At 45.5% G+C, this 25,263-nt stretch carries 24 protein-coding genes; 11 read left to right on the top strand and 13 right to left on the bottom strand.

The features are described from left to right. Window position 1: 1 nt before the first annotated feature. Entirely contained in the window at window positions 2-2,074 is a 2,073-nt protein-coding gene (gene glyS, locus OPS25_RS10185) for a glycine--tRNA ligase subunit beta (protein WP_265617616.1), read from the bottom strand. Between the two features lie 2 nt (window positions 2,075-2,076). Beyond that, entirely contained in the window at window positions 2,077-2,982 is a 906-nt protein-coding gene (glyQ, locus tag OPS25_RS10180) for a glycine--tRNA ligase subunit alpha (RefSeq protein ID WP_265617615.1), read from the bottom strand. A gap of 121 nt (window positions 2,983-3,103) precedes the next feature. Between glyQ and OPS25_RS10175 the strand changes: the two genes are divergently transcribed. Beyond that, window positions 3,104-3,691 carry a DNA-3-methyladenine glycosylase I gene (locus OPS25_RS10175; protein ID WP_265617614.1) on the top strand — a complete coding sequence of 196 codons (588 nt, stop codon included), beginning with the start codon at window positions 3,104-3,106 and terminating at the stop codon, window positions 3,689-3,691. On the opposite strand, the gene OPS25_RS10170 is transcribed toward OPS25_RS10175, so the two are convergent. The 4 genes from OPS25_RS10170 to OPS25_RS10155 all read right to left on the bottom strand — a co-directional run bounded on the left by OPS25_RS10170 (window position 3,688) and on the right by OPS25_RS10155 (window position 6,378). Next, a complete protein-coding gene (locus tag OPS25_RS10170; protein WP_265617613.1) occupies window positions 3,688-4,137 on the bottom strand; it encodes a DUF2489 domain-containing protein in 450 nt (149 codons plus the stop codon). The two genes, OPS25_RS10175 and OPS25_RS10170, sit on opposite strands and share 4 nt — an antisense overlap. 9 nt (window positions 4,138-4,146) lie before the next feature. Beyond that, window positions 4,147-4,638, bottom strand: coding sequence for a Der GTPase-activating protein YihI (yihI, locus tag OPS25_RS10165; protein ID WP_265617612.1), 492 nt, complete (start codon window positions 4,636-4,638; stop codon window positions 4,147-4,149). Between the two features lie 113 nt (window positions 4,639-4,751). Further along, entirely contained in the window at window positions 4,752-5,288 is a 537-nt protein-coding gene (locus OPS25_RS10160; protein WP_320411955.1) for a class I SAM-dependent methyltransferase, read from the bottom strand. 466 nt (window positions 5,289-5,754) lie between these two features. Next, the gene (locus OPS25_RS10155) at window positions 5,755-6,378 is read right to left on the bottom strand and encodes a c-type cytochrome (RefSeq protein ID WP_265617610.1); all 624 of its coding nucleotides are present in this window, start codon (window positions 6,376-6,378) and stop codon (window positions 5,755-5,757) included. Window positions 6,379-6,557: 179 nt separating this feature from the next. Between OPS25_RS10155 and yihA the strand changes: the two genes are divergently transcribed. Further along, a complete protein-coding gene (gene yihA, locus OPS25_RS10150) occupies window positions 6,558-7,187 on the top strand; it encodes a ribosome biogenesis GTP-binding protein YihA/YsxC (RefSeq protein WP_265617609.1) in 630 nt (209 codons plus the stop codon). Window positions 7,188-8,380: 1,193 nt separating this feature from the next. Here yihA and polA read toward each other — a convergent pair. Beyond that, entirely contained in the window at window positions 8,381-11,134 is a 2,754-nt protein-coding gene (gene polA / locus OPS25_RS10145; protein ID WP_265617608.1) for a DNA polymerase I, read from the bottom strand. 409 nt (window positions 11,135-11,543) lie between these two features. On the opposite strand from polA, the gene elbB reads away from it, so the two are divergent. Both elbB and OPS25_RS10135 read left to right on the top strand, forming a co-directional pair. After that, window positions 11,544-12,197, top strand: coding sequence for an isoprenoid biosynthesis glyoxalase ElbB (gene elbB / locus OPS25_RS10140; protein ID WP_265617607.1), 654 nt, complete (start codon window positions 11,544-11,546; stop codon window positions 12,195-12,197). A gap of 137 nt (window positions 12,198-12,334) precedes the next feature. Then, a complete protein-coding gene (locus tag OPS25_RS10135) occupies window positions 12,335-13,786 on the top strand; it encodes a TrkH family potassium uptake protein (protein WP_265617606.1) in 1,452 nt (483 codons plus the stop codon). A 4-nt stretch (window positions 13,787-13,790) separates the two neighbouring features. On the opposite strand, the gene trkA is transcribed toward OPS25_RS10135, so the two are convergent. Genes trkA through def form a run of 4 tightly spaced genes read right to left on the bottom strand, consistent with a single transcriptional unit; the run spans window position 13,791 to window position 17,986 of the window. After that, the gene (gene trkA / locus OPS25_RS10130) at window positions 13,791-15,170 is read right to left on the bottom strand and encodes a Trk system potassium transporter TrkA (RefSeq protein ID WP_265617605.1); all 1,380 of its coding nucleotides are present in this window, start codon (window positions 15,168-15,170) and stop codon (window positions 13,791-13,793) included. 25 nt (window positions 15,171-15,195) lie between these two features. Beyond that, window positions 15,196-16,518: a 16S rRNA (cytosine(967)-C(5))-methyltransferase RsmB gene (rsmB, locus tag OPS25_RS10125; RefSeq protein WP_265617604.1), complete on the bottom strand. Its 1,323-nt coding sequence runs from the start codon at window positions 16,516-16,518 to the stop codon at window positions 15,196-15,198. Then, the gene (gene fmt / locus OPS25_RS10120) at window positions 16,515-17,468 is read right to left on the bottom strand and encodes a methionyl-tRNA formyltransferase (RefSeq protein WP_265617603.1); all 954 of its coding nucleotides are present in this window, start codon (window positions 17,466-17,468) and stop codon (window positions 16,515-16,517) included. Before fmt ends, rsmB begins: the two co-directional genes overlap by 4 nt. Window positions 17,469-17,476: 8 nt before the next feature. Further along, window positions 17,477-17,986 (bottom strand): peptide deformylase, encoded by a 510-nt coding sequence (gene def, locus OPS25_RS10115; protein WP_265617602.1) that lies wholly within the window; start codon window positions 17,984-17,986, stop codon window positions 17,477-17,479. Between the two features lie 181 nt (window positions 17,987-18,167). Between def and OPS25_RS10110 the strand changes: the two genes are divergently transcribed. From OPS25_RS10110 to hemF, 6 genes are all read left to right on the top strand, one after another. Continuing rightward, a complete protein-coding gene (locus OPS25_RS10110; RefSeq protein WP_265617601.1) occupies window positions 18,168-19,298 on the top strand; it encodes a LysM peptidoglycan-binding domain-containing protein in 1,131 nt (376 codons plus the stop codon). 46 nt (window positions 19,299-19,344) lie between these two features. Beyond that, window positions 19,345-20,508 (top strand): DNA-processing protein DprA, encoded by a 1,164-nt coding sequence (gene dprA, locus OPS25_RS10105; protein ID WP_265617600.1) that lies wholly within the window; start codon window positions 19,345-19,347, stop codon window positions 20,506-20,508. Next, window positions 20,480-20,956: a DUF494 family protein gene (locus OPS25_RS10100; RefSeq protein WP_265610633.1), complete on the top strand. Its 477-nt coding sequence runs from the start codon at window positions 20,480-20,482 to the stop codon at window positions 20,954-20,956. The genes dprA and OPS25_RS10100 overlap by 29 nt, the downstream gene beginning before the upstream one ends. Window positions 20,957-20,983: 27 nt before the next feature. Then, window positions 20,984-21,526 carry a DNA topoisomerase family protein gene (locus OPS25_RS10095; protein WP_265617599.1) on the top strand — a complete coding sequence of 181 codons (543 nt, stop codon included), beginning with the start codon at window positions 20,984-20,986 and terminating at the stop codon, window positions 21,524-21,526. Window positions 21,527-21,591: 65 nt separating this feature from the next. Further along, window positions 21,592-22,149: a Sua5/YciO/YrdC/YwlC family protein gene (locus OPS25_RS10090; protein ID WP_265617598.1), complete on the top strand. Its 558-nt coding sequence runs from the start codon at window positions 21,592-21,594 to the stop codon at window positions 22,147-22,149. An 11-nt stretch (window positions 22,150-22,160) separates the two neighbouring features. Continuing rightward, window positions 22,161-23,087, top strand: a complete 927-nt coding sequence (hemF, locus tag OPS25_RS10085; protein ID WP_265617597.1) for an oxygen-dependent coproporphyrinogen oxidase — start codon at window positions 22,161-22,163, stop codon at window positions 23,085-23,087. A 3-nt stretch (window positions 23,088-23,090) separates the two neighbouring features. Here the strand turns inward: hemF and OPS25_RS10080 are convergent, their stop codons facing one another. Beyond that, window positions 23,091-23,501 (bottom strand): group II truncated hemoglobin, encoded by a 411-nt coding sequence (locus tag OPS25_RS10080; protein WP_265617596.1) that lies wholly within the window; start codon window positions 23,499-23,501, stop codon window positions 23,091-23,093. On the opposite strand from OPS25_RS10080, the gene aroE reads away from it, so the two are divergent. Beyond that, the gene (gene aroE, locus OPS25_RS10075) at window positions 23,500-24,309 is read left to right on the top strand and encodes a shikimate dehydrogenase (RefSeq protein WP_265617595.1); all 810 of its coding nucleotides are present in this window, start codon (window positions 23,500-23,502) and stop codon (window positions 24,307-24,309) included. The two genes, OPS25_RS10080 and aroE, sit on opposite strands and share 2 nt — an antisense overlap. Here the strand turns inward: aroE and OPS25_RS10070 are convergent. Then, window positions 24,306-24,854 carry a gamma carbonic anhydrase family protein gene (locus OPS25_RS10070; RefSeq protein ID WP_265617594.1) on the bottom strand — a complete coding sequence of 183 codons (549 nt, stop codon included), beginning with the start codon at window positions 24,852-24,854 and terminating at the stop codon, window positions 24,306-24,308. The genes aroE and OPS25_RS10070 overlap by 4 nt on opposite strands. Between the last annotated feature and the right edge of the window lie 409 nt (window positions 24,855-25,263).

Here is a 25,263-nt window from a genome sequence, read left to right as displayed (position 1 = left end):
GTTAGTTTTTGGCTAACAGGGAAATATCCGCTGTCACCATAAAGAGTTCACGTAGCATCAACAGTAATGCCAGGCGATTATCTCTTACGGCATTGTCATCAGTCATGACCATCACGTTATCAAAAAAAGCATCAATACTTTCTCGCAACTGGGCTAACCGAGTTAACACCGTTGTGTAGTCTTGTTGCTCTATGGCCATATTCAGTTCGGTCCTGGCGGACTCCAGCTCATGGTAAAGGGTTTGCTCAGCTGATTCGGTCAGCAAGGCGCTTTCAACCTTCACCCCGGTTTCAACATGTTGTTTGGCTAGAATGTTGGCTACCCGCTTATTTGCTGCTGCCAGCGCTTCTGCGGCGTCGAGAGCCTTGAACGTACTTACTGCCTGTATACGTGCAACAAAATCTGTCGGTTGGGTCGGACGACGCGCACTGACCGCCTGAATGACGTCGATACTTATGCCTTGATCCTGCAACAAGGCATTAAAACGACCCAGCACGAAGTCGACTACCTGTTGATGGCAGTCTTCATTGGTAATTTTTTCTGCGTAGATTTCAATCGCTTTACCTACCAGATCCTCTAAGTCGAGGGGTAGTTTAAGCTCACTGATGATCCGCAATAGACCAATTGCGGCCCGCCGCAGGGCAAACGGGTCTTTGTCCCCTTTGGGCAATTGACCGATACCGAAAATCCCTACCAAAGTATCGATTTTGTCTGCTAGCGCTACTGAGGCACTGACCGGATGAGCGGGCAAGTCGTCACCTGCAAAACGGGGCAGATATTGGTCGTAAAGGGCATTAGCTACTTCCTCTGATTCGCCATCGTGAAGCGCGTAATATTTGCCCATTACGCCCTGCACATCAGGAAATTCCATGACCATATTGGTCATCAGATCGGCTTTGGCTAATTCCCCCGCACGATAAGCAAGTGCCGCATCGGCGTTAATTTGTTGGGCTATATAGGACGACAGCGTTGCGATGCGTTGAGACTTGTCTTTTAACGTACCTAACTGTTTCTGGAATAGCACAGAATCGAGGCTGTTTAAGCGGCTTGCCAATGAATGCTTCTTATCGGAATTAAAGAAAAATTCTGCGTCGGCCAAACGTGGACGAATAACTTTTTCGTTGCCACTGATCACCTGGATGGGATCACGGCTTTGAATATTGCTGACGAACAAGAACTGGTTACTAAGTTCCCCGTCTTCGTGCAGTAATGGGACATATTTTTGATCATCTTTCATGGTATAGATAAGCGCTTCCTTGGGAACCTGCAAGAATGAGGTGTCAAAGGAGGCTGTCAGTACCACTGGCCATTCTACAAGAGAGGCAATCTCCTCTAGCAGTAACTCATCAAAGTCGGGCTTTAAGCCAAGCTGGGCGGCGTTTTTTTCAAGTTCCTGCCGTACCAGCAGTGTGCGTTGCTTAAAATCGGCGATGACATGCTGTTTTTCCAGCGTGGCCAGATATTCATCTGCATGCGCCACAGTAACGCCTTGTTCGCCATGAAAGCGATGACCATTGACTTTATTATCGCTGCTTAGACCCAACGCCTTTGCTTCAATCACCTCACTGCCGAAAAGTACACACAAGGTATGCACCGGACGAATAAATTGCGTAGTGTGATGTCCCCAGCGCATCGGTTTAGGAATGGGCAGTTTTGATAATGCCTGAGTCAAAATACCTTCAAGTAACGCATTGATAGATTGTCCAGCTTGGTGGGCCTTATAGAGTAACCATTCACCTTTCTCTGTCACCAGCCGTTCTGCATCACTAATTTCTATGCCGTTACCACGGGCCCAGCCCAGTGCAGCTTTAGTAGGTTCGCCCTTTTCATCAAACGCGGCGCTGACCGCCGGGCCGCGTTTTTCTACCGTCTTATCTTGCTGCGTAGCATCGAGTTTTTTAACTAACACAGCCAGACGACGGGGCGCGGCAAACCATTCGATAGCCTCAAAAGAAAGTTCGGCGTTGGTTAGCCCTGCGTGAATATTTTCTGCAAAGCTCGTTGCTAAGGTTTTGAGCGCTTTCGGTGGCAATTCTTCTGTGCCTAACTCAATAAGAAGATTCTCTTTGCGCACGATTACTGCTCCTTTTTGCACAATGGGAAGCCCAATTCTTCACGGGCTTGGTAATAACTTTCTGCACAGGCTTTGGCGAGAGCTCTCACCCGCAATATATAACGTTGACGCTCGGTGACCGAAATGGCGTGGCGGGCATCGAGTAAGTTAAACGCGTGAGAGGCCTTCATTACCTGCTCATAGGCAGGAAGCGGGAGATTCTTTTCAATTAACAATTGACTGGCTGCTTCACACTCATCAAATGTTCTGAATAATACCTCAACGTTCGCATGTTCAAAGTTGTAAGTAGACTGTTCTACTTCATTTTGATGAAACACATCACCATAGGTCACTTTACCTAATGGCCCGTCTGTCCACACCAGATCATAGATACTGTCGACGCCCTGGATATACATGGCAAGACGCTCAAGCCCGTAGGTGATCTCCCCAGTTACCGGCTTACATTCGAGTCCACCCACCTGCTGGAAATAAGTGAATTGGGTAACTTCCATTCCATTTAGCCACACTTCCCAGCCAAGCCCCCAGGCACCGAGCGTTGGCGATTCCCAGTTGTCTTCAACAAAACGGATGTCATGAACCAGGGGATCAAATCCAAGCTCTTTTAGTGAACCAAGATATAACTCCTGGATATTGTCTGGGGAGGGTTTCAGCATCACCTGAAACTGATAATAATGTTGCAAGCGGTTAGGATTTTCGCCATAGCGACCATCAGTGGGACGGCGACAGGGTTGCACGTAGGCGCTGCTAATTGGCTCAGGGCCAAGGGAGCGCAAAAATGTCATGGGATGAAACGTACCCGCGCCCACTTCCATATCTAACGGCTGAATAATCACACAGCCTTGTCGGGCCCAGTAATCCTGTAACGCCAGGATTAACCCCTGAAAGGTTTTTATATCGAAATTGTGCATTCTCTTTATAACCACGTGCTTCAGTGACAAATTAAAGGTCGCCTAGTATACAGATAGTGAGTCTATGAATGTAGGCTTTAGCGGGTTAAAGTCTGCTTAATCATCAAATAAGGGAAAAAATATGGCCGCTTGCAAACTCAATCGATGCGCGTGGGTCTCCGATGACCCGTTGTATCAACGTTATCACGACGAAGTCTGGGGTAGGCCAGAACGGGAGGATGACGCTTTATTTGCTAAACTTTGTCTGGACGGTCAGCAGGCAGGGTTGTCATGGATCACCATTTTACGTAAACAAAAACATTATGAAGATGCGTTTTGTCAATTTAATGCAAAAAGCATAGTGACCATGCCAGAAGAGGAACGCGCAAGACTAATACAGAATTCAGGAATCATTCGTAACAAGCTTAAAATCAATTCGATATTCAAGAACGCAGAAGCCTATTTAGCCATTAAGGAACAGGGGTCGTTCACGGACTTTATCTGGCAGTTCACTGATGGCAAAACGGTTATCAATCATTGGAAAACCCAGCAAGAAGTTCCAGTGAGTACTGCTGCATCAAAAAATATGGCGAAAGCTTTGAAAAAAGCAGGGTTTACCTTTGTAGGTGAAACGATTTGTTACGCGTTTATGCAAGCAGTGGGTATGGTCAACGACCACACCACAGATTGCCACTGTTACGCCGACGTGTGCAAAGAGGCAATACGCTAAAGGGTATCGCAGTAATCTTGCAGGGCAGGGAGCTCTTTCAATACTGCTGTTTCATATTCAGACTCGATTTGCGCGCGCGCTACATCCTGCCGCATTCGCTCCGACTTGGGCAATTTCGCTCTGGCGTCTAAAATAGCGAAGCCACTGACTTTGTAAAAAAATTCATAAAGCTTCGGGTATTGTCTGGAATAATCAGGGGGGGATGCGGAAGGTAGCGCTTCCAGCAGATTGCATAACCTGATAGCCCCTTCAGACAGTTCGCATTGTTGCTGTAGCATGGCTTTGGCAATGACCTGAATACTCTCAACGATGGTGGCCGTACGGCGTGCTCTTGCAAGTTGATGACGCTGATTTTGTTGTTTAAGCTGGAATAACAACCGACCTGCATAAAACCCTAACGCTAAAATTATAACTACGCCTGTAACGGCCAAACCCATCCACATCATCAGTTAACATTAATCCTTAAAGTCGTCTATATTCAATCGTTCAATATTGTCCAGCGGTGAGACTTCGTTGTCTTCTTCCTGGTCTTCGTCAGTGATACCGAGCAATTCACAAAGAACGCGATGGCGTGCCAGTTTTTCATCTACATACTGCTGTTCGCGCGCACTTAATTTTACACCATTCTCGGATTTGTCCAGCAGCACGGTCAGGCGTTCATCCGCCTCTATGTCAGCTAATTCCTGGGCAGGCGTGGCGTAACGACGCTTTTCTGCTTGGGTGGGTTTGGGAACTAAAGATACGGGTTTTTTACTACCCAGCCTGGGATCGCTTAGGGCCTTTTTCGCTGCTGCAGGTTTATTCGAAGAATCGACATTGTGACGGCTGCCTGCCGGCTTGCCTTTTGACTTTTTACCTCGTTTCGGTTCTTTCGGGGGACGCGGGGCGTTGGGATCTTTACGAACGCCAATTAAACCTACTTTTCTGGACTTCTTTTTACGCGGCATAGCTATTTATCATTCCACATTCTACTTTCATTATGAACGCTATTATAGCGGTGTTTTATCAACAACGTGCGGTTGATTTCTAATCATTGTAACAATGTAAGCAAGTTAACACGCTAGATTTTCTGCATAAGTACTACATCAGCACCTGCGAATTCCAGGGTGTAACCATATTGACTGGCTATAAACTCAAACGTTGTATCACTGAAAAAGCTGACATGTGTAGGATCATTTTTGTAGTGCCAGTTTGCAAAACGCGTTTTGCTGAGTACGCGTTTAGTCATAATAGCTAGCCAACCATCTTTTTTAATGAGTTGGCTGAATAACATAAGCTCACGTTGTGGATGATGGAAATGTTCAATTGCTTCAGTACACATAATGAAGTCATATTTGTCGGCTAACACCGATTTGTCTGGTTGGAAAAAAGGATCGTACAGTGCAACCTGGTGCCCCGCCTCAGCCACCATATCGGCCAGGACAGGCGAGGGACCGCAGCCAAAATCCAAACCACATTGCTGTGGAGGTAAAATTTTTAGCAACGGAACGGCTAATCTGGATAAAAATTGTCGATAGCCTGAATCATCCGAATTGTTTTCGTGCAAGTTGTATTCGTTTAGTTCTGTGCTTGTAGAGGGCAGGTCATTTTTATCCACGAATACTAATGTACACCGTCGACATTGCCGATAGACACGAGTTCTGTCTTCATAATAAAAATCTGTGTGTGTGCTTGCGCAAAGAGGGCAGGTATGAATTGGCATTAAAAACGTAATGTCTCAAAAGAAAAAAAGGCGATAGCCTGAACTATCACCTTGTTTGTATGAGTGTCTGATGACACCTCTCCCGTTATTGCACCTCTGTGTGCTAGTTAGCATCCTGCTAAGCTCTACTTTTTCTTATTATTGACAGAGCATCGTTTCTTGTTGTTTTGGGTCTTCCTGACGCTTTATGACGTCGTCCTTGCAACTTTTTTTATTATTATTGTTATGTATTCCCCTGAGGCCACATTGTTTTATTATTATGCGTGGACATCAAAAGTTATGCAGTAGAATACATGACAGATTTTAAATTTCAACTACTTTTATTACAATTATTTAACAAATTGATGAATTTAGTAGAAATTTAGTGTAATCCTGAAATGTAACTGGCCAGTATGGCAATATCTTCATCAGTTAATTTTTGGGCGATATCACGCATCATACCGTTCATATCATTGTGACGGAGACCGTCTTTAAAGGCGTTTAGCTGTGCTGCGGTATAGGCCGCATGTTGTCCACTAATATCTGGAAAACCTGCTAATTGCATTCCATTCCCATTGGGACCATGACAAGCGATACACGCCGTAATACCCCGTTCTTCGTCACCGCCACGATACAATGCTTCGCCAGGCTCAACATATTCTTCTATCGTCGTCCCAGAAGTCATTTCCTGACTTGCGTAATACGCTGCGATATCTTCCATATCCTGTTGAGACAGGGGGGCGGCCATACCGTTCATTACCGCATTGTTACGGCCCTCTTCGCCACCGGTTTCTGCGGCCAGCTTGAATTCTTGTAACTGTTTAACAAGATAGTTCGGATGCTGGCCAGCCAATTTTGGATTCGCTTCAATTACACTATTTCCATCAGGCCCATGGCAGGCTGCGCAGGTCGCTGCTTTCTCTTTGCCCGCAGCAGCATCGCCATTAGCAACGGCTGCGCCACTAAGCATAAATGTCATTCCTATCAGCAAACACAGTTTTTTCATAATTTATCTCTGTAATTGTCCCAACGGCTCGCGTGCTATACGTGTTATCATGGCTATTTTACACATTTAATGCGTTAGAAAAACCTATTCCATGATAAAACTATGGTTTTTCGCCCTTTTTATCGCAATATCCTGTCATTCAGTTGTATATTGCGCAACTAAAATTTGAGCTACGATACATGACGTACTATACAAAAGCGAAATTTTTAACCAGTGCACCTGATATTAAACATCTTGCCGATGAGGGGGGCATTGAAGTGGCCTTTGCAGGGCGGTCCAATGCAGGTAAGTCCAGTGCATTGAACACACTCACGCGCCAGCGAAATCTTGCCCGTACCAGTAAAACCCCAGGAAGAACGCAGTTGATCAACGTGTTTGAGCTGGATGAACAGCGACGGCTGGTGGACCTGCCTGGTTACGGTTACGCACAAGTTCCTTTGGCAATGAAGAAAAAGTGGCAACTGTCATTAGGTGAATATCTACAGAAACGCAAGTGCCTTAAAGGACTGGTGGTGTTGATGGATATTCGACATCCATTTAAAGATCTAGATCAGGATTTAATCCATTGGGCGGTGAGTGCCAATTTGCCTGTACTGGCGTTATTGACTAAATCAGATAAGCTGAAATCGGGCAAACGTAAGGCACAATTGTTGATGGCTAGAGAAGCGGCGCTCGCGTTTTGCGGAGACGTCACAGTAAACACATTTTCTGCATTAAATAAGCAAGGCTTACCTGAGTTAGAGCAAATGCTTAATCGATGGCTGGAATTAGATAACACTGCGGGACAAAAAGAAAACCCCGCTAATTAGCGGGGTGAACACGTATTAAAAGTGTACATTCGGCGTAGTAATAGCTGGTGTAGTTCCACATCTGTTACCCACTATTATCACTGATTCTTAGCATCTTGAGCTTGTGCAGGAGAGGGTTTTGCCTGCTTTGATTTTGCCACCGTTTCGATCCTCTATTGAGCTATTGGATCTGGCAACAACATTTGCACTAACATTGCTACTGCCATTGCGGCATACCCTCTTGCCGGTGTGCCCAATGAAACATCACCAAGAAAAAACAAATTGTTGCAAACCCCAGCCCCACGAATAGTGGAGTTCGTAGATGCTCTAAGTGTTGCATGGCGAAGCCCTTCAATCTCAAATCTGACCTTATGCGTCGGTGATAATCTTTAAGAAAGAGCGAAATGAATAGAGCTTTTTTGTGGCTGGTAAGCGACGAGTGAGAAATTGAAGCGACAATGGTTAGCCGCCTCAGGCAAAATTAAACTTAACTGCCCAGATGGGTTTAAGGGGGGACCACACTTTTATCCTTCCATGGCGCAGGTTGTTAGCTTGCTGGGGCAATCTGGCCCATACCCGTTGAGTCGCAAGCGCACCCAATTGCAGCGGGTGTGACAACTGCTTCTTTTTTATAAGGGGTGTAATGGTTTTACCGACTACTAAACTTCACTATATCAGCGATTACCAGTCAAACGACTGATCATAAACCTACATGGGGAGTGTTTACTCTCTGTTCATCTGACTGAAGTACGAGCAGAAGTAGGCTTTATACGCGTGTATGCTGCAGCTTTACGGGGAATAATGAAAAACTAGCAAATGGATTCGTATTCGAAAAACGTTTTCGTGGGTGATTAAAAAAGAAAACCCCGCCAAGGGCGGGGCTAAACACAAAGAGAAAACACATTAAAACTATATATTCAGAGTACGTCTTGACGCATTAGTTCAGATTTTTTTATTTTTATTTAAAAAACGTTTTTCGTAGTGATGTGAACGGAGAGCAAGAGAGGCTGCGCGAGTTCTTCAATATATAAAAAAACCCCGGTCAAACGACCGGGGCCAAATCAAAGGAATGAAAACAGTGTTTTCACCTCTGTACCCTACACAAATAAGGGTACTTAAATGAAAACTGCTTAGCAAGCATTTTGTGTAATTTAATTACTGAAAAGCCGCTATTTTGAATATAAGTATGCCAAATGTCGTAACCTAATTACTTTTTAATGTGCTTCATCCCAGTTATTTCCGACCCCAACTTCCACATCTAATGGGACTGAGAGTGTGGCGGCGCGTTCCATTAATTGCTGGATTTGCCTACTGTGTTTTTCAATGTTTTGTTCTTTTATTTCAAAAACGAGTTCGTCATGTACCTGCATCATCATGAAAACGTCCTCTTGGGCCTCTTTTTCTATCCATTCATCAACCGCAATCATTGCCAGTTTGATGATATCTGCCGCGGTACCCTGCATCGGCGCATTAATAGCCGCACGCTCTGCCCCCTTACGGCGGGCCCCGTTGCTGGCTTTAATATCAGGCAAATATAAGCGCCGCCCGAACACTGTCTCCACGTAACCCTTTTCTTTAGCGCTTTCCCGGGCTTCATCCATGTATGTGCGTACCCCTGGGTAGCGAGCGAAATACAGATCCATATACTCCTGAGCTTCGCCGCGTGGAATGTTGAGCTGTCGGGCTAAGCCAAATGCAGACATACCATAAATTAAACCAAAGTTAATCGCTTTTGCGTTGCGACGCTGATTGGTTGTTACCTCTTCCAGCTTCACCCCAAATACTTCGGCTGCGGTGGCACTATGTATATCTATTCCCTCCGAAAACGCGGTAAGTAAACCCTTATCATTGGAAAGGTGTGCCATGATGCGAAGTTCAATTTGTGAGTAGTCGGCGGCAACTATTTTGAATCCCTTTCGCGGCACAAATGCCTGACGTACTCTACGTCCTTCTTCGGTTCGGATCGGAATATTTTGCAGATTAGGATCAGTAGAAGACAAACGCCCGGTGGCTGCAACAGCTTGGTGATAGGAGGTATGCACACGCCCTGAGCGATGATCGATCATCTTGGGTAGCTTGTCGGTATAGGTATTTTTAAGCTTAGTTAACCCTCTATACTCCATGATTAACTTGGGAATCGGGTAATCCAAGGCCAGTTCCTGCAGAACTTCTTCCGAGGTAGAGGGGGCTCCCTTCGGCGTTTTTTTAATGACAGGTAGTGCGTTTTTCTCAAACAGAATTTGTTGAAGTTGTTTAGTAGATCCCAAATTAAATTCTTCACCCGCTTCTTCATGTACTTGTTTTTCTAGTTCCATGATACGCTTTGCCAAATCCTGGCTTTGTTGATTAAGTTGCTGGCTATCGATGCGCACACCAAGCTGCTCCATGCGTGCCAACACATTGGCCACCGGCATTTCGATATCCAACAATAGCTTTTTTAAAGGCTCGACTTGTTCAAGTTTTTCCCATAAAACCTGATGTAATAAAAAGGTAACTTCCGCATCTTCCGCGGCATAGGGTGCTGCTTTATCAATTTCAATCTGATTAAAGGTGAGTTGTTTAGCCCCTTTTCCCGCAATGTCCTCAAACTTTACCGTTTGATGGCTAAGGTAAGCCAAGGCTAATGAATCCATATCGTGGCGTGTGGCGGTGCTGTTTAACACATAGGATTCCAGCATAGTGTCAAAAGCAATGCCGTTTAGTTTAATGTCATAATTGGCAAGCACATGTTTATCGTATTTAAGATGCTGCCCAATCTTTTTGGCTTCATTATTTTCCAGCAGGGGTTTAAATTTTTCCAATACCAAATCGCGAGAGAGTTGCTCCGGGGCGTCCATATAATCGTGCGCGACCGGCAGGTATGCAGCTTCACCCGGCCCTGTGCAAAACGACATGCCCACTAATTCAGCGTCTTTGTAATTAAGGCTGGTGGTTTCGGTATCAAATGCCCAGAGAGGGGCTTGTTTGAGTTTCTCGATCCATCTGTCCAGCGCGGCTTCGCTGAAAATTACTTCGTATTTACTGTGGTCAATATCAACCGATGGCGAGGAAGCTGGAGCAGCGTCTTCCATTTCCTGTGCCGAGGTTTCTGAGGATACTTCCTGGAGCCACCGTTTAAACTCATACTCAGTATATAACGCGGCTAATTTAGTGTTATCTGCTGTAGCGGGCTTAAGATCATCCGGCCTCACTGAAAGTTCAACATCGGTTTTAATGGTGGCAAGCTGATATGAAATACGTGCTTGCTCTTCGTATTCCTGCATCTTGGCCGCCATTGTTTTGCTGCCCCGGAAACTTAGTTCTGCGAGCTTGTCCAGATTATTATAGATAGCGCTGATGCCCCCAATGCCATTTAACATCGCCTGCGCACTTTTATCGCCCACACCAGGAACGCCCGGGATGTTATCCACCTTATCGCCCTTGAGGGCTAGAAAGTCGATAATAAGTTCAGGCGGCACGCCGAACTTTTCATTGACGCCTGCTATATCCATGAGTTGATTGGTCATGGTATTGATTAACGTGACATGCTCATTGACCAGCTGGGCCATGTCTTTGTCACCTGTGCTGATAAGTGTATTGATACCAGCCTCCGACGCCTGCTTGGCCAACGTACCGATAACGTCATCGGCTTCCACGCCCTCTTCGATGATGATGGGTAAACCCATGGCGCGAATGATTTCGTGAAGTGGCGCAATCTGGCTACCCAACTCCTGAGGCATGGGCGGACGATTTGCCTTATATTCGGCGTACATTTCATCACGAAACGTTTTGCCTTTAGCATCAAACACTACCGCAATGTGAGTGGGTTGATATTGTTTCAACAAACTCTTAAGCATATTGATCACGCCGTAAATTGCTCCCGTATCCTGTCCTTTAGAGTTAGTTAATGGGGGTAACCCATGAAAAGCTCGAAATAGGTAGGACGAACCATCAACAAGAATAAAGGGTGGGGTAGTTTGTTTTGACATGCTGGATACGCTTTTCGCTTGGAACAATAGATTGAGTGAGAGGATGCCACATGCACCTGCACTTCGCCAGATGATGGTGTAAAGAATCTTTTTAATCCTGTGGATAACTCTGTGACAAAAAATGGTGAGCTGAATTTTAGATATAAGTAAGCCTCAGGAATTGAGACCCTGAAGTCGTTTTGGTATAAGGCGTAGACGGCTAGAAACAAGAACCTTATTTTTATTATTTTTGTTTGCTTTTTTGTGGATAACTTGGCGAGCTTTATTTTTATCATTACCAAGTTAGCGAAGTAATGTAGCATAACCAATTCAAAATCCTAACAGGTATTTTGATATCTTTTTTGTTCAATTGAGATTGAAAAATGAACAAAAAAGCATAAGTCTGAGAACGCAAGGCCTTGGAGGAAATATGAAAAAAGTTGCAGTAATCTTAAGCGGGTGTGGTGTATTTGACGGTGCTGAAATTCACGAAACGGTATTGGCGCTATTGGCGATTAGGCAACATGGGGCCGAATATCAGTGTTTTGCGCCCGATAAAGCGCAGTTGCATGTGATCAATCATTTGTCCGGTGCCGAGGAAAGTGGACAGTCGCGGAATGTGTTGGTGGAGTCGGCCCGTATTGCCCGCGGTGAAATAAAGCCGGTAACTGAACTTAACGTAGATGAGTTTGACGCACTGATTGTTCCGGGTGGGTTTGGTGCTGCGAAAAACTTGTGTACTTTTGCCACTGATGGCGCAGACAGCCAGCTAGATAGTGACGTTGCAGCGGCATGTAAGGCATTTGCAAAGTGTGGCAAGCCCGCAGGATATGCCTGTATTGCCCCAGCTCTGGCAGCGTCGGTGTATGGTAACAATGTTAAAATGACAATTGGTACCGATGAATCAACTGCGCAAGGTATAAATGCGTTAGGGGCTCAGCATGTCAGTTGTCCGGTGGAAGAAATAATTATCGATAGTGAAGCGAAATTGGTCACTACACCCGCCTATATGCTGGCGCAGGATATTCTGGAAGCGCATGCGGGAATCAATAAAATGGTGCAGACGGTTATTGGGATGGCATGAGTTGATATGGCAAAGAAAACAACGCTTTTTTCTTTGCCAGCATTCATGTAACCGCGCATAATATTAAGCCAAGTGATAATATTTAAAATTCGCTTTTTTTAACTGCCCGATAAATCAAAGAAAAATAAGGCAAAAACATGCACTATCGTGCGATAGTACGAATTCTTGGACTGCTGGTTGCACTTTTTAGTGTCACAATGATCCCCCCCGCGGTGGTGTCGGTGATCTATCAGGATGGGAGTGGTCTGCCTTTCATTCTTACCTTTATCATGTGTGTGGTAACTGGGCTGGGTTTTTGGTATCCACAACGGGGTCATCGTCGCGACTTACGCGCCAAAGAAGGCTTCTTAATTGTTGTCTTGTTCTGGACTGTACTGGCGAGTTTTGGCGCTATCCCTTTCATATTATTAGATCAACCGTCAATGACGGTCACCGATGCGTTTTTTGAATCGTTCTCCGGATTGACAACTACTGGCGCTACTGTGATTGAAGGCATAGAATTTCTGCCTCACTCGGTGCAATTTTATCGTCAGCAGCTGCAGTGGCTTGGCGGTATGGGGATTATCGTACTGGCGGTGGCAATACTGCCTATCTTAGGGGTAGGGGGAATGCAGTTGTATCGAGCTGAAACACCCGGCCCAGTTAAAGATTCTAAAATGACCCCGCGTATTGCGGATACCGCGAAACACCTTTGGTACATATACCTTTCCCTAACAATAGCATGCACCCTGGCATATTGGTTTGCCGGTATGGGCTGGTTCGATGCGATTTGTCATGCGTTCTCGACGATTGCGATTGGCGGTTTCTCGACCCACGATGCCAGTTTAGGCTACTTCGATAGCCCCATGGTAAACGTGGTGTGCTCAATATTTTTGTTGATAGCTGCGCTTAATTTTTCCCTGCACTATGCCGCTGCGGCTACCCGTTCAACAAAAGGGTACTTTAACGATCCTGAATTTAAAGCATTTTTTGTTATTCAGGCGTCGATAATTTTAATCTGCTTTTTAGTATTAGTGCTCACAGGCTATTATACCGATGCCGAAGAAGCCTTGGACCAAGCCATGATCCAGGCGATATCGATCAGCACTACCGCCGGGTTTGCTACCACCGACTTCGCCGCTTGGCCGGCTTTTTTACCTATCCTGTTAATCTTCGCAAGCTTTATTGGAGGATGCGCTGGTTCAACCGGGGGCGGGTTAAAAGTGATCCGCGTATTTTTGTTGTTTCTGCAAGGCAAGCGCGAAATAGACCGTCTTATCCACCCTAAAGCGGTTTATTCGGTAAAGCTTGGAGAAAGAGCGATGCCGGATAGAGTCGTCGAAGCGGTGTGGGGCTTTTTCTCAGCCTACGCGATTGTTTTTGTGGTTATCATGATCGGCATGATAGCCACGGGGTTAGATAACCTTTCGGCATTTACTGCCACTGCGGCGACGTTAAATAACCTTGGTCCAGGGTTAGGTAGCGTGTCCGTAACGTATTCTGATGTGAGCGATGCGGGTAAGTGGTTACTGGTGATGGCCATGTTATTTGGACGACTGGAAATATTTTCTCTGCTGGTATTGTTCTCGCCCACGTTCTGGCGAAGCTGAGCGGTCACCCAAAAAAGAAAGCGCTGGGTTGGAACAGCTTTTCCACGTCTCCGATATACTTTTTATCCACCAGGAACAAAATCACATGGTCATTGGCTTTAATAACAGTGTCACTATGAGCAATGATCACTTGGTCATCGCGAACGATGGCTCCAATTGTGGTGCCTGGAGGAAGGCGTACATCACCAATTTGTTTACCGACCACTTTAGACGTGTTTTCATCGCCATGCGCGATAGCTTCAATGGCCTCAGCCGCTCCACGGCGTAAAGAGTAAACATTAACAATATCTCCGCGACGTATATGCGTGAGCAGAGCAGAAATGGTGGCTTGTTGCGGCGAGAAGGCAATGTCGATTTCACCCCCTTGAACTAAATCAACATAGGCGCCCCGTTGGATTAGCACCATGGCCTTTTGGGCCCCCATGCGCTTAGCTAGCATGGCAGACATAATATTCGCTTCATCATCGTTGGTTACTGCAATAAATGCGTCTACCCGCTCGATTCCTTCCTCGGTAAGAAGCTCGGGGTCCGAGGCATCGCCCCGAAAAACGATGGTTTTATCTAAATGTGCTGATAAATATTGCGCCCGCTCTGCACTATATTCAATCAGTTTAACATTGTGTTTGTGTTCCAGTCGTTTGGCTAAGCCAGCACCAATTAGGCCACCCCCTGCAATCATGATGCGTTTATAACTGGACTCGAGTTTTTGTAATTCACTCATTACCGCACGAATGTGTTTGGTTGCAGCAATAAAGAAAACTTCATCATCGGCTTCTATTACGGTGGTGCCTAATGGCCTGATAGGTTTGCCACGCCGATAAATAGCTGCTACCCGTGTTTCCACGTTTGGCATATGCTCTTTTAAAGCAGATAGGGCATGACCCACCAGCAAGCCACCGTAATACGCTTTAACTGCGACCAAACTGGCCTTACCTTCAGCAAACTCCACCACCTGCAGGGCGCCTGGGTAATCAATTAATCGTTTAATGGAGGTGGTAACCAGCTGTTCAGGCGCGATGATATGGTCAACCGGTATGTTCTGCTGCTTATAAAGCTGCTCTTGATAAATGATGTATTGTTCGCTGCGAACACGGGCGATCTTAGTGGGTGTTTTAAATAAACTGTAGGCGACCTGGCAAGCCAGCATATTACTTTCATCACTGCTGGTGACGGCGATTAACATATCGGCATCTTCAGCGCCGGCTTTACGTAGCACATCAGGATGAGAGCCCACGCCTGTAACGACTTGTAGATCTAATCTGTCCTGCAGGGTGCGAAGCTTGCCGGGATCAGAATCGATAACGGTGATTTCGTTCTTTTCACCAACTAAATTCTCAGCGAGAGTCCCGCCTACCTGTCCAGCGCCCAGAATGATAATTTTCATTGTATTAAGCAAACACCCTGTTTAATTACGATGCAGACTTTATCAGTCTCGCATAATAGAAACCATCCATTTGCCCTTCCCCGGGTAAAATTTGCCTTCCAGGTAAGTCATTAGTTTCATTATTCAATATTGGATCTAACTTAGCATCACTATGAGAGGCAAGGAAACCAGCAATTTGCCGTACATTTTCTTGCGGTAAAATAGAACACGTGGCATACAGTAATGACCCACCTTTCTTTAATAGTGGCCAAAGGGTATTCAGCATCTTTTGTTGAAGCGCCACCAATTTCTCAATATCAGAGGCCTTGCGCAGCCAACGAATATCAGGATGGCGACGGATCACACCGGTAGCTGAACAGGGAGCATCAAGCAAAATACGATCGAACAAATTTCCATCCCACCAACTTTCAGTATCGAGTGCGTCAGCATGAAGGACTTTTACAGAATGCTTTAATCGCCGCATATTTTCTTCGAGTCGGGCAAGCCGAGCAGTTTCGTTATCCAATGCGATACATTCAGCCAAATCTGGCACCAACTCCATAATATGGCTGGTCTTGCCGCCGGGGGCTGCACAGCAATCCAAGACCCGCTCATTAGGTCGCGGAGCGAGGTAACGAGCTGCATGTTGGGCTGCTCCATCCTGCACCGAAAACCAGCCATCCGCATAACCCGGGAGAGAGGGAATGTCCACACGAGACTGCAAAATTATCGCTTCTGGATGGTCGTTGGATAGTGTGAATTGAATGTTTTGATCACGCAGATGCTGAGTGAAATGGTCTATGTCAGTTTGCCGTTGATTAACTCTAAGCCAAATTGGCGCTATGCGATTGGTTTGTTTGATAATTTGGGCAACTTCCCTTTGCGAATAGTATTGTTGCAGCGATTTGACTATCCATTTAGGTAAGCCGCTGGCAACAATTGGATCACTGCTCAACTGTTGTGCCATATGCTCGCGCTGAAAGCGACGTAAGATAGCATTCACTAGTCCCTTCAAACCTGGGTTACCTAAATTAGGGCAGGCATTGACCGTTTCAGAAATTGCAGCATGATCTGACACGCGAGTAAACGCTATCTGATAGAGCCCCAGCAATAAAAGATGTTCGATAATTTTCTTTTTGCCTTTTAGGGGTTGTTCCAGTAATTCCCTAAGCCACAATTGAAGTTGAGGTAGTTGTCGCATTACGCCCATGGCCATTTCCTGGATCCATGCGCTGTCTTTGGAAGAGTGCCTGCGTTGCGCTGTGTTCAAACATTCCCGCGACGATTTACCCACTTCCAAAATTTGATAAATCACCCATGCAGTATCGCTACGTAAAGTGGGCTGTTTGGGAAGAGCGTGTTTAATCATGCGTTACAACTGCTAAGAACAGTACCAGGAGTAAACCAGTCACATCGAGAATTGAGTACATCGGCAGCAGATAATGGACGTTTCCCAGGTAACTGTAGCTGCGTAATAACAAGTGCGTTAGATCCAGTCGCCACCACTATTCCCTGCTTATCTGCGCGCAATATAGTACCAGGTGCTGATGTGATAGCGGTTTTTTCTATGCTGGCCTGCCACAATTTTACGTTCTCATCTTGCACTTTTGTCCATGCAACGGGCCACGGGTTGAAGGCGCGAATGTTTCGCTCTAGCTGCTCAGCGTCTTCTTGCCAATCAATACGCGCCTCATCTTTTGACAGCTTCTTGGCATAGGTAGCCATAGCATTATCTTGGGCTTGCGGTGTGAGTTCTTCCAGTTGATCAAGGACTTTCAATAATGCCTTGGGACCCAGCGCTGCTAATTTGGTGTACAAGCTGGCGCTGGTATCATCAGGGTTAATTGGTAAGGTGGCAATATCAAGAATATCCCCCGTGTCCAGCCCTTCGTCCATTTGCATTATGGTCACACCGGTCTGAGTATCACCCGCCCAGATTGCGCGCTGGATAGGGGCAGCACCTCGCCATTTTGGCAGAATTGAGCCGTGTACGTTTAAACAACCTAGACGGGGGGTTGCTAAGATTGTTTTTGGTAGTATCAATCCGTATGCCACTACCACCATAATGTCTGCATCCAAAGCTGCTAGTTGTTGTTGCGCATCTTCATGGCGTAAATTAGCAGGTTGAAAAACGGGGATATCATTTGCCAGTGCTAATTTTTTTACATCACTTGGCGTAAGTTTTTTGCCCCGACCGGCTGGGCGATCGGGTTGTGTATACGCGGCAACAACATGGTGTTCGGAGTGGATTAAGGCATCTAAGTGCTTGGCGGCGAAATCAGGTGTTCCCGCGAAAATAATTTTTTTTGCTATGGTCACGTCGACTCTTACGCTCGGGCCGCTAGACGGGCTTCTTTTTCAAGTTTTTTACGGATACGTTGGCGCTTTAAAGGGGACAAATAATCCACAAACAATACCCCTTTCAGGTGATCAAGCTCATGTTGGATACAAATAGCAAACAGCCCTGAAGCTTCTAGCTCAAATGGCTCGCCGCGTTCATTAAATGCCTTTACTTTAACAGACTCAGCACGATCTACTTTGGCATAGTTGCCAGGCACAGACAAACACCCTTCTTCGCTGGTGACTTTGCCCTGCTTTTCAACTATTTCAGGATTAACAAAAACATATGGCGTATCTTGATCTTCAGATACATCCATCACTACCACCTGAATGTGACGATCCACTTGCGTAGCCGCCAGCCCAATGCCATTTTCGTCTTTCATTGTTTCAAACATGTCGGCGACAAGTTGTTTTAGCTCGTCGTCAAATTTTTCTACCGGTTTTGCGATTGTACGCAAGCGTTCATCCGGAAAGCTTAATACTTCTAGAGTGGCCATAATCTCACTTGTAGTCTATCCAGTGACAGCAAACCGACCCTAAACTGTATAAAAACATATACGATCCGATTGCCAGCACTATTTACACCTATTAATAGCGTACTATTCTAACGTATATCCATACCTACGTGCATTTTTTTGTTTTGGCTTTATAGGTATAGTAACAGCAAGGTGCAAGTTGATGCAGGGTGACGTAAGTGCAAACAGACAGGAAAGGGGCAATACATACATGATTTTTGTAAAGAAACTGATAAGCAAAGGTGCATGTCTACTTACATTGCTCACCTTTGTGGTTGCCGGCTTCGCCATGGCACAACAAGTGGATATAAGACCTAGCGCTCCTAAAACCTATACCGTAAAGAAGAATGATACGTTGTGGGATATCGCCAGCTTATTTCTCGACAAGCCTTGGCTATGGCCTGAGCTTTGGCGCAAAAATACACAAATATCGAATCCTCACCTGATCTATCCTGGCGATGTGCTGACGATTAGGTATGTGGACGGCCAGCCGATCTTGGAAGTAGTCCGCAATAAAAAACAACTGACCCTGACACCCACCACCGTCACGGAAACGAAGCCGCAGCCGATAAGTGTCCTGCCTTGGTCAGCCATTGCTACCTATGTGAATCAAAATGAATTGTTGGCAGAAGAAAACTATTCACGTTTGCCCTACCTATTAGGTAATCAGGAAGCAGACATGCGTTTTGTAGAAGGGGATTTGGTGCTCAGTCGAAAGATGGGCCGTCCAGAAGATCAGTATCGGGTTATTCGTAAGCAAAGTACTATTAAAGACTTCGAAGGAAATGTACTTGGCGTGCAGGTTCACCATGTTGCTGATGCAACGATGGTAGAAGACAAGGCTGCTGACCAGTGGTTGGTAAAAGTTGATAAGTCAAACTTTGAAGCCCAAAGGGGTGACAAACTTTATGCTGGCAAATTTACTGATGCGAAAGACTTAACCCTGGCTGCTGCAACCAGTCAACGAGGTCATATCGTAGGTAATTTGCATGAACATACGCTTACAGGCAAACACGATGTGGTAATTGTTGATATAGGCAATAAACAGATAGCACCTGGAACCGTTATGGGTATCTACACCCAAGGTCCAGACATAATTGATGGCCATACTCCCCGTTATAGCAGTGAAACCAATGTGGTAAAAAGTGTGTTTAATGATGGTTCAACGGTAAAACAACCCGCTTTGAAAGTAGGAGAACTGATCATCTTCAAAACATTTGAAAAAGCCAGCTATGGCATTATTACGCGGGCAAAAGATAGTATTCAGAGAGGGGCAATCGTCGCTAACCCGTAGTCGCAGAGGGTCCTCGCTCTGACTGAACAGAACGCAGGAAGGGCAAATGAATACGATTGGAGTCTGCAATCAGGAAGATTTAATTAAATGGCTCACCCTAACCACCATCAAAGGCGTCACCCCGAGGGAATGGTTAGACGTAATTGAAAAAAATTCGATTTCACTCGACCACCTTTTTACTGGTAATTGGCAGCCTCAAGTAAACCACCAAGCTGAGCTACCCGAAAAATTAGCTCAACTTATACGCGCAGCCGATCTGCAGCGTATCGAGCAAAGTCTTGAGTGGCAGTCTCAGGAGACCTTAAATCAACTGGTCAGTATTGATTGCTCGTCTTATCCAGAAATGCTGAAACAATTATGTTCCCCGCCATTGGTGCTCTTTGTGCGAGGTAACGAGAGATTAATATCACAGCCTTCTATAGCACTGGTGGGGAGCCGCCGCTGCACCCACGCAGGTAAGCAAATAGCTCAAGAATTTGCCAGACAATTAGCTGAGCTTGGTTGGAGCGTTGTGAGTGGGCTCGCGACGGGAATCGATGCTGCCGCCCACCAAGGAGCGTTGCATGGGCAGGCTAAAACTATTGCCGTTACGGGTACGGGGCCTGATAAAATTTATCCTGCCCGAAATCAGAAGCTACATCATTCCATCGTTGAACAAGGCGGTACCATTGTGAGTGAGTTTTGGCCCGGAACTCCACCAAGAGCTTGTCATTTTCCCAGACGAAATAGAATTATTGCAGCACTGTCCACTGGAACTGTAGTAATTGAGGCGGCAATTAAAAGTGGCACCTTGATAACTGCAAATTTAGCCATAGATCTAGGGCGAGAGGTATTTGCTGTACCCGGTAACATTTATAATTCCACATCAGAAGGTTGTCATCATTTAATCCAACAAGGTGCAAAACTAGTATTTAAGGTGGAAGACATTATCGAAGAATTCGCTTGTGTACCATCGCAACTGGCATTGCAAGGTGTGGATGAATCGCAAAAAAGTCCATGCGAAAACTTGGCAACCGATGAATTATTAGATAGTGTGGACTTTGATGTTACAGCTGTAGACGTTATTGCCGAACGCAACAAGTTGTCAGTTTCAGAGGTATTGGCAACCCTTTTAGAATACGAATTGCGGGGTTGTGTAGCAGCCGTACCAGGCGGCTACGTCAAATTGAGGGGTAAAAAAAATGTTCGACATCCTCATGTATCTATTTGAAAACTTTATTCACAGCGAAACGGAAATTCGCGTTGATCAGGATGAATTAACGGATGAATTGGTTCGTGCTGGCTTTCATCACGACGAAATCTATAAAGCGCTAGCGTGGTTAGAAAAACTTGCTGCATTGCAGGAGACGGACATCAAACCGTATTTCTGCAAAAATATAAATTCCAGTCTGAGCCGGATTTATACGCAGGAAGAACAGATGCGGCTGGATATAGAATGTCGCGGTTTTTTGTTATTTTTAGAGCAAGTTGGAGTGCTGGATGCGTCAACCCGTGAGATGGTAATTGATCGGGTAATGGAAATAGATTCAACTGAGTTCTGTCTGGAAGATCTTAAATGGGTAGTGTTGATGGTGCTGTTTAATGTACCAGGTAAGGAAAATGCCTATGCTCAGATGGAAGATTTGTTGTTTGATGAATCCGATGGCACGCTACATTAATTTTTTACCATTAACTGGTTATGGTGAATGTCAAAAATTGACCTTTCTTTGTTTAGCGCTGAGGAACACGCGCTAGACGACTCACTTGGTCCTTGTCCTGAATGTGGCAAGGCCTTACATATTAAGAACAGCAAATCAGGTCCCTTCGTTGGATGTTCGGGTTTTCCCGATTGCCATTTCAGTAAACCCCTGCATGATAATCAAACTACAACGCTAACCGCTATTGATGGTTCTGTATGTCCATCTTGTGGTGAGGGTTTAGCGGTGAAAAAAGGGCGCTACGGTATGTTTGTCGGTTGTTCTGGATTTCCAGATTGCCAGCATATTGCCCCATTGAAGCAAAAAACGGATACCGAGGTAGCCTGTCCGCAATGTCATGAAGGCAAAATAACCGAGCGCACTAACAAATACGGGAAGCGATTCTATTCCTGCGATGGGTATCCCAAATGTCGTTACGTGGTAAACTGGCCTCCTGTGGCAGGAACCTGTCCAACTTGTGGTTGGAAGATGTTAATTGATAAAAAAGGTACCGTTTGTTGCCCCCAGCCTAAGTGCGACTTTAAACAGTAGTAACTGGCACACACAATAAAACCTACGTCGCTATAGTTAAATTATTTTATTTCAGGTAGTTCCACATGAACGAAATACAGCGTGCCGAGTTCAAGCAGGCATTTGATGACGGTAAGCTGGTGGTGTATCCCACTGAAGCAGTAATGGGCATAGGGTGTGACCCAGATAACCGTGATGCAGTGGATGCATTACTAGCACTGAAAGCGCGGCCAATTGAAAAAGGTATGATCCTGATTGCGGATACTTACTCACGCTTGCTTCCATATGTTGATGACCAAAAAATTTCATTAGATAGACGGCCTGCAATTTTTTCTTCGTGGCCTGGCCCGGTAACGTGGTTATTACCTAAAAGCAAAACTGCTCCCGATTGGATTACCGGAGGACAGGAGCAAATTGCAGTGCGTGTTACCAATCATCCAGTGGTAATTGAGCTGTGTAGAATCGCAGAAAGTCCGCTCGTTTCTACCAGTGCCAACCCTTCCGGGTTAGTACCTGCGACCTCTCTAGCGGAGGCAAAAACGTATTTTGGCGAAAAAGTGTACTATGTCGAAGGTGAAACCGGAGGATATGATTCTCCCTCTACGATTCGTGATAGTCAAACTGGCAATATAATAAGAGCGTAGTGAGAACTTTAATGAGTAACGTGGAAGAATTGACCCAACCGGAACAAGCCATCCAGCAAGTCCAGACCTACTTGCAGTCATTGCAAAACAACATCTGTAATACATTGGAAGCCGTAGATGGTAAAGCCTCATTTGTAGAAGACAAATGGCAACGTGAACAGGGTGGTGGTGGTCTGACTCGTGTCATGAAAGATGGTAGGGTGATAGAGCAGGGCGGTGTCAACTATTCATATGTATTTGGTGATGCCATGCCGGCATCTGCCACCGCTTCACGCCCCGAGCTGGCGGGTAGAAGTTTCAAAGCTATGGGGGTGTCGTTAGTTATACATCCGCATAACCCATATGTACCTACGTCACACGCAAACGTGCGTTTTTTTATTGCAGAAAAGCCAGGCGAAAAACCTATCTGGTGGTTTGGGGGCGGCTTTGATTTAACCCCATTTTACCCTTATCCAGAAGATGTCATGCATTGGCATCAGGTTGCAAAAGATATATGTGCACCCTTTGGTAACTCTACTTACGGCAAATATAAAAAATGGTGTGATGAATACTTTTATCTAAAGCATCGTAATGAGACGCGCGGCGTAGGAGGACTATTTTTTGATGATCTAAACCATTTCGGGTTCGAGCAATCCTTTGCCTTTATGCAGGCGGTAGGGAATGGCTATGTGGATGCTTATGTGCCGATTGTTGAAAAACGCAAAAATACTGCTTTTGGCGAGAGGCAAAGACAGTTTCAACTATATCGACGTGGTCGTTATGTTGAGTTTAACCTGGTTTATGACAGAGGAACCTTATTTGGTTTACAAACAGGAGGACGGACCGAATCTATATTAATGTCAATGCCCCCCCTGGCCCGATGGGAATATTGTTACTCTCCCGAAGAAGGTAGCGATGAAGCGTCGTTACAAGAATGGTTGAAGCCCCAGGACTGGTAAACGTTAGTCCTTGGTATTAATCATGTGTTCAGCTAACTCATTCAGCGAAGCCAGTATCCGATTAGCCAGCGTTTTATCGGGGACATGCTTAAATATGGCTTTTCGCATACAATACATCCATTGTTCCTTCAACACTGGCGTCACGGTAAAAGGAAGGTGGCGTGCGCGCAGTCGGGGATGACCGAATTGCTCTTCATAAGTATTAGGCCCGCCAAGCCACATAGTTAAGTATAGTGCGAATACTTCACGAATTCGCGTTAATGGCTTAGGATGTATTGCCATCAAATCCGCTGCAAGGGGATCTCCCTCCATAATGTCGTAAAAGGTTTCTGCGATGGCGTTAGTTATGACTTGCCCTCCTATAGCCTTAAATGGCGTGGTGGGTTTCTTTTTAAGCGAGCGAAAAAAATTCATGAAAAAACTAGCAGTGTTTGGTAATCCGATTGCGCATAGTCTATCACCATCTATCCACCATATGTTTGCCCAATCCTGTGGTGAAACGATTTCATATGAAAAAATTGAATGTGCGAAAGGTAATTTTGCGCAAGCATTAACTGCTTTCTTCGCTGATCCCGAGGCAATTGGTTGCAACATCACTGTGCCGTTTAAGCAGGAAGCTTTTGAATTGACGCAATCTAATTGCGACCGTTATGCCATGCAAGCGCGAGCGGTGAATACGCTTTTACAAGCGGACATTCTGCGCGGTTTCAACACGGACGGATTGGGATTAGTCAGTGATTTGGTTGCGCAGATTGGTTCGCTTCAAGGTGCGTCAGTCTTACTGATAGGAGCTGGGGGGGCTGCAAGAGGGGTGATAAAGCCATTACTGGATACAGGAGTGAGCGAGCTTCATATTAGCAATCGAACTTTCGAAAAAGCAAAACGCCTGAGTGATGCATTAGGTATTAGTCAGGTCAAAGCGATGACAGGGGACGAATTGGCTTCACAACAATACGATATTATCGTGAACTGTACATCAGCTAGCTTAACTGGAGAACTGCCAGAGCTGGGCACCTTAAAAATCGGACAAAGCCAGCTTGCTTACGACATGGTATACGGGAAGCAGGCTACACCATTTATGCGCCATGCATTAAGTAACGGCGCAGCAAAAGTATCGGATGGATTAGGTATGTTGATAGGCCAGGCTGCTGAAGCGTTTTATATTTGGACGGGTAAACGACCTGCAATTACAGAAGTGCAAGCCGCGTTAAGGGATATTTAACGTTCGCTATTTGACGTCGTGTTGAGATAGTCATTCTTGAGCTCAACATAGTTGATGGCTGACTGCTTTAAAAAAGCAATTTCAGCCTCTGTTAATGGACGTTTTTTCTGCATAGGATTACCCACATACAAATAGCCACTTGCTAGTCTTTTATTGGGCGGAACGAGAGTACCTGCACCAATAAATACGTCATTTTCCACAATCACGTTGTCCATAATAATGGCACCCATGCCTACTAAGATGCGGTCACCAAGTCTGCAACCGTGCAGCATACACTTATGGCCGATGGTGACATCTTTACCAATTACCAGGGGGTAACCCTCAGGATTTGAGCTTGTTTTTCGTGTCACATGCAACACAGTGCCGTCTTGAATATTTGATCTTGCGCCAATCGTTATCGTGTTTACATCTCCACGGGCAGAGACAAACGGCCAAACACTAACATCATCCGCCATATGGACGTCGCCGGCGATAAGGGCCATTTCATCAATATAAACGTTGTTGCCCAACGTTGGTGAGATAGTTTGGTACTGTCGAATAGTCATATAATTAAACACTCGTTAGGAAGTAGGAGAACTATACCTGTAGAAAACGTGCAGAAATAGAGCTGATAGTCTATAAAGTAACCGTTCAAACGAAATGTGGGAGTTTTTTTTAAATAAGAGTTGACGCAGAAATTTAAATCCCTACAATGCGCATCCGCTTCGGCAGGAAAGTCAAAACGACAACTTGCAGGAAAAGGCGAAAGCCTTATCGGAAGCGGTTTTCAGCGAAACATTTTAGAAAATAATTTCAAAAACATGTTGACACTGAAAACAAAAGGCGTAGAATGCGCCTCCCGCTTCGGGGAGAACCTGAAGCAACGCTAGAAGGCAAAAGCTGAAAAGCGTGCTAATCGGCAAGTCCGATTAGCAAAACGTTCTTTAACAATTTATAACAAGACAATCTGTGTGG

The sequence above is a fragment of the Alteromonas aquimaris genome, from assembly GCF_026183695.1.
Classification (GTDB): domain Bacteria; phylum Pseudomonadota; class Gammaproteobacteria; order Enterobacterales; family Alteromonadaceae; genus Alteromonas; species Alteromonas aquimaris.
This window is presented reverse-complemented; position numbering and strand designations above follow the sequence as displayed.

Excerpts from the sequence above, each read along its gene's own strand:
- glyQ (WP_265617615.1), bottom strand. The coding sequence starts at position 2,982 with ATGCACAATTTCGATATAAAAACCTTTCAGGGGTTAATCCTGGCGTTA.
- OPS25_RS10175 (WP_265617614.1), top strand. The coding sequence starts at position 3,104 with ATGGCCGCTTGCAAACTCAATCGATGCGCGTGGGTCTCCGATGACCCG.
- OPS25_RS10170 (WP_265617613.1), bottom strand. The coding sequence starts at position 4,137 with ATGATGTGGATGGGTTTGGCCGTTACAGGCGTAGTTATAATTTTAGCG.
- yihI (WP_265617612.1), bottom strand. The coding sequence starts at position 4,638 with ATGCCGCGTAAAAAGAAGTCCAGAAAAGTAGGTTTAATTGGCGTTCGT.
- OPS25_RS10155 (WP_265617610.1), bottom strand. The coding sequence starts at position 6,378 with ATGAAAAAACTGTGTTTGCTGATAGGAATGACATTTATGCTTAGTGGC.
- yihA (WP_265617609.1), top strand. The coding sequence starts at position 6,558 with ATGACGTACTATACAAAAGCGAAATTTTTAACCAGTGCACCTGATATT.
- polA (WP_265617608.1), bottom strand. The coding sequence starts at position 11,134 with ATGTCAAAACAAACTACCCCACCCTTTATTCTTGTTGATGGTTCGTCC.
- elbB (WP_265617607.1), top strand. The coding sequence starts at position 11,544 with ATGAAAAAAGTTGCAGTAATCTTAAGCGGGTGTGGTGTATTTGACGGT.
- OPS25_RS10135 (WP_265617606.1), top strand. The coding sequence starts at position 12,335 with ATGCACTATCGTGCGATAGTACGAATTCTTGGACTGCTGGTTGCACTT.
- trkA (WP_265617605.1), bottom strand. The coding sequence starts at position 15,170 with ATGAAAATTATCATTCTGGGCGCTGGACAGGTAGGCGGGACTCTCGCT.
- rsmB (WP_265617604.1), bottom strand. The coding sequence starts at position 16,518 with ATGATTAAACACGCTCTTCCCAAACAGCCCACTTTACGTAGCGATACT.
- def (WP_265617602.1), bottom strand. The coding sequence starts at position 17,986 with ATGGCCACTCTAGAAGTATTAAGCTTTCCGGATGAACGCTTGCGTACA.
- OPS25_RS10110 (WP_265617601.1), top strand. The coding sequence starts at position 18,168 with ATGCAGGGTGACGTAAGTGCAAACAGACAGGAAAGGGGCAATACATAC.
- dprA (WP_265617600.1), top strand. The coding sequence starts at position 19,345 with ATGAATACGATTGGAGTCTGCAATCAGGAAGATTTAATTAAATGGCTC.
- OPS25_RS10100 (WP_265610633.1), top strand. The coding sequence starts at position 20,480 with ATGTTCGACATCCTCATGTATCTATTTGAAAACTTTATTCACAGCGAA.
- OPS25_RS10095 (WP_265617599.1), top strand. The coding sequence starts at position 20,984 with ATGTCAAAAATTGACCTTTCTTTGTTTAGCGCTGAGGAACACGCGCTA.
- OPS25_RS10090 (WP_265617598.1), top strand. The coding sequence starts at position 21,592 with ATGAACGAAATACAGCGTGCCGAGTTCAAGCAGGCATTTGATGACGGT.
- hemF (WP_265617597.1), top strand. The coding sequence starts at position 22,161 with ATGAGTAACGTGGAAGAATTGACCCAACCGGAACAAGCCATCCAGCAA.
- aroE (WP_265617595.1), top strand. The coding sequence starts at position 23,500 with ATGAAAAAACTAGCAGTGTTTGGTAATCCGATTGCGCATAGTCTATCA.
- OPS25_RS10080 (WP_265617596.1), bottom strand. The coding sequence starts at position 23,501 with ATGAATTTTTTTCGCTCGCTTAAAAAGAAACCCACCACGCCATTTAAG.
- OPS25_RS10070 (WP_265617594.1), bottom strand. The coding sequence starts at position 24,854 with ATGACTATTCGACAGTACCAAACTATCTCACCAACGTTGGGCAACAAC.